Raw genomic sequence first — 3,379 nt, 5'->3', positions numbered from 1 at the left:
CGGCATGGATGCCGCGGCCAAGCCCCCAGGGACGGGTTTACGGCGTCCCCGCAATCCGACACCGCCCCGCCAGACCCACAGAAAGCCCAGAGCCGGCTGTTGCCGTTGACGTTGCCTTTGCTTGAAGCAGGTGCAGGGCTGCAAGCCCTGCCAGTACCCCTTACTCCGCCGGGCAGTAAGCCTTGATGGCCGCGTCGGCCAGCCCCTTCTGCGCCGTGCGCTGCTCCGGGGTCAGCGCGGTATCGGGCTTGCCGTCGCCATTGGTGTCCTGCATCACCGGGCCGGACCCTTCCAGCAGGGCCAGGTTGGCGCGGGCGGTGCTGCACTGCTCCGGCACCGGCGCGGCCGGGGTCCCGGTACCGGCCGCGGCCTGTGGGCTGCGGGCCTGCTCGCGGGTCTCGAATTTCTTGCCCGCCGGCGGGGTCTCCGAGTACTGGGTCACGCCGTTGGCGTCCTTCCACTTGTAGACCGGACCGGCCACGGCGTGGGCACTGGCCAACAACAGCAGGCATCCAAGGCAGGACAGGGCACGCATGGCAAACTCCGCGGAATGGGCGTAGAACGCCGATTGCAGCATTGGCACCGAGCACTGGCAAGTCGATTAAACTGGATTCCATGGACCCGATCACACCGCCGCCGCGTTCGCGCACGATTTACCTGCTGCCCAACCTGTTCACCACCGCCGGGCTGTTTGCCGGTTTCTACGCGATCATCGCCGCGGCCAACGGGGATTTCGTCAACGCCAGCATCGCCGTGTTCGTGGCAGCGGTGATGGATGGCCTGGATGGGCGCGTGGCGCGCCTGACCGGCACCAGCAGCGAATTCGGCGTGCAGTACGACTCACTGGCCGACCTGGTCAGCTTCGGCATGGCCCCGGCGCTGGTGATGTATCACTGGTCGCTGTCGTGGCTGAAGTTCGATGACCCGCTGCTCGGCCGCGTCGGCTGGGCCGTGGCCTTCCTGTATGCCGCCTGCGCGGCGCTGCGCCTGGCCCGCTTCAATACCCAGGTGGCGGTGGTCGACAAGCGCTGGTTCGTCGGCCTGGCCAGCCCGGCGGCGGCTGGCCTGATGATGTCCTTCGTCTGGGCCTTCGCCGATGGCAACCTGGGCTGGGACGGCAACCAGCTGCGCTATGTGGCGCTGGCCGTGACGATCATCGCGGCGCTGCTGATGGTCAGCCGCATCCGTTTCTGGAGCTTCAAGGGCGGTGCCGCCAAGGGCACCCGCTCCGATCGCGTCCCGTTCCTGGTGCTGGCACTGGTGCCGGTTGCAATCGCCATCGCGGTCATCGATCTGCCGCGCGTGCTGTTCGCGGTGGGCATCCTGTACGCCCTGTCCGGCCCGGTGATGTGGGCCGTGCAGCGCCTGCGCAAGAGGCCCGAGGCGGCGTGAGCCAGGACCTGCCCGTGCTGTGGTCTCCGGCCCAGCAGGCCTGGCTGCAGGCCATGGGCTACACCGTCTACCACGACGGCCAGCTGGCCGCAGAGCTGGACGCTGCGCTGCAGCTGAGCGTGGCCGAAGCCGAGGCGGCCGCCGCGCCGCCGACGCAACCGGCGCGGGGAAGCGCCGCATCTTCGTCGGGCGAACCCCGCGCCGAAGCTGTGCCGTCGCCCGGTCTGCAACACCCGGCGCCGCCACGCCGCGAGACCCCGGTCAACGCACCCGATACCGCGCCGGCTTCGGCGCGTCCGCTGCCGGCCGGGAATGCCCGGCAGCCCGTGGTGCGCCTGCCGGATCGCCTGCAGATCGCGCTGCTGCGTGCGTCCGGCTGCAATCCCAATGATCCGGCGACGCAGGCGCTGATGGACAGTTGGCCGCTGGACCAGCTGCGCCACGACCCGGCCGCCAAGCGGGCGCTGTGGCCGCAGCTGCGTGCCCTGCGCAAGCGGGGCGCGCCATGAGTGCGGTCAGCCAGCCCGGCCCGGTCAGCCTGCGCGCGTTGCGCGAGAGCGATCTCAATGCGGTGATGGCGATTGAAGTGCGCGGTTATCCGTTTCCATGGACGCGCGGTATCTTCGTTGACTGCCTGCGCGCGGGTTACCCGGGCCTGGCGATGGAGCGCGATGGCCAGCTGATCGGCTACGGCGTGCTCAGCATCGCCGCCGATGAGGCGCATGTCCTGAACGTCTGCATCGATCCGTCGACGCAGTCGCGGGGGCTCGGCCGCCAGTTGCTGCGTGCGCTGGTGCAGCTGGCCGGAGACCGTGGCGCGCAGCGCGTGTTCCTGGAAGTGCGGCCCTCCAATGCGCCTGCGCTGGCGCTGTACCACAGCGAAGGCTTCAACGAGATCGGCCGTCGCCCGCGCTACTACCCCGCCGCGCAGGGCCGCGAAGACGCGCTGGTGATGGCGATCGAGCTGGTCGACGGCGACCTGCAGGCGATGCCGCCGCTGTAGCGGAGAAGGGTTGCCGGCCAGCGGCCGGCACTACCGATGAATCGGTAGGTGCCAACCTTGGTTGGCACGCTTTCCTCACGCCAGCCGCAACGCCAGCACGCCACCGACGATGAGCGACGCCGCGAGCCAGCGCGCGCGTGGTATCCGTTCGCGCAGCAGGAATACCGAGATCAGCAGCGCGAACAGGATCGAAGATTCGCGCAGCGCCGAAACCATCGCCACCGGCGCCTGGGTCATCGCCCACAGCGCCATCGCATACGAGGCGGTGGTGCCGACGCCGCCGGCCATGCCCAGTGGCCAGTGCTGGCGAGCATAGGTCAGCACCGCACCCCGCCGGGTGTACAGCGCCCACAGCGGCAATGGAATGCCCGACAGCAGGAACAACCACAGTGTGTAACTGAGCGCGCTGCCGGACTGGCGCGCACCCTGCGCATCGACCAGGGTGTAAGTGGCGATCATCGCGGCAGTCAGCAGTGGCAGCCGAAGCTGGCCACCTCGTGCACCCAGTGCCATGCACAGGATGCCGGTGCTGACCAGCACTACACCCAGCCACGCGACGGGCGGCAGCCCTTCACCCAGCAGGGTGCCGGCCAGTGCGACCAGGATCGGCGCACTGCCACGCATCAGCGGATAGGCCAGGCTCATGTCGACCTGCTGATAACAGCGTGCGACCAGGCCGTAGTAAGTCACCTGCAGCAACACCGAGGCACCCAGCCACGGCCAGCTGTGCGCGGCAGGGAAGGGCAGGAACGGCAACGCGGTGGCCGACAGCAGCGCGGCGCTGCCAGTGACCAGCACGGTGCCGAGGAACTTGTCCGGCCCGCGCTTGACGATCGCATTCCAGCTGGCATGCAGTGCTGCAGCAGCGAGGACGAGCAGGAAGATGGAAAGCGGCATCCGCCGATGATGCCATGCGGGGCAAATGGAAACGCCCGGCATCGCCCGGCGGTTGCGGTTACCCATGGGTGGGTGGCCACCGCTCCC

At 69.0% G+C, this 3,379-nt stretch carries 5 protein-coding genes; 3 read left to right on the top strand and 2 right to left on the bottom strand.

Annotated features, from left to right (window positions below; translation table 11 throughout):
• Positions 1–160 precede the first annotated feature (160 nt).
• Positions 161–535 carry a DUF4124 domain-containing protein gene (locus O0J73_RS21905; RefSeq protein WP_197565045.1) on the bottom strand — a complete coding sequence of 125 codons (375 nt, stop codon included), beginning with the start codon at positions 533–535 and terminating at the stop codon, positions 161–163.
• Positions 536–615: 80 nt separating this feature from the next.
• Here O0J73_RS21905 and pssA point away from each other — a divergent pair, with 80 nt between their 5' ends.
• The 3 genes from pssA to rimI are packed head-to-tail and all read left to right on the top strand — an operon-like array spanning position 616 to position 2,395.
• Positions 616–1,392: a CDP-diacylglycerol--serine O-phosphatidyltransferase gene (gene pssA, locus O0J73_RS21900; protein WP_308309632.1), complete on the top strand. Its 777-nt coding sequence runs from the start codon at positions 616–618 to the stop codon at positions 1,390–1,392.
• Positions 1,389–1,901, top strand: a complete 513-nt coding sequence (locus O0J73_RS21895) for a hypothetical protein (RefSeq protein WP_308309631.1) — start codon at positions 1,389–1,391, stop codon at positions 1,899–1,901. Before pssA ends, O0J73_RS21895 begins: the two co-directional genes overlap by 4 nt.
• Positions 1,898–2,395 carry a ribosomal protein S18-alanine N-acetyltransferase gene (gene rimI, locus O0J73_RS21890; protein ID WP_004154129.1) on the top strand — a complete coding sequence of 166 codons (498 nt, stop codon included), beginning with the start codon at positions 1,898–1,900 and terminating at the stop codon, positions 2,393–2,395. The genes O0J73_RS21895 and rimI overlap by 4 nt, the downstream gene beginning before the upstream one ends.
• 75 nt (positions 2,396–2,470) lie before the next feature.
• Here rimI and O0J73_RS21885 read toward each other — a convergent pair whose 3' ends face one another.
• Entirely contained in the window at positions 2,471–3,292 is an 822-nt protein-coding gene (locus O0J73_RS21885; RefSeq protein WP_197565046.1) for an EamA family transporter, read from the bottom strand.
• Positions 3,293–3,379: the final 87 nt, after the last annotated feature.

It is taken from the genome of Stenotrophomonas sp. Sm6012, from assembly GCF_030985895.1.
Lineage (GTDB): Bacteria > Pseudomonadota > Gammaproteobacteria > Xanthomonadales > Xanthomonadaceae > Stenotrophomonas > Stenotrophomonas forensis.
This window is presented reverse-complemented; position numbering and strand designations above follow the sequence as displayed.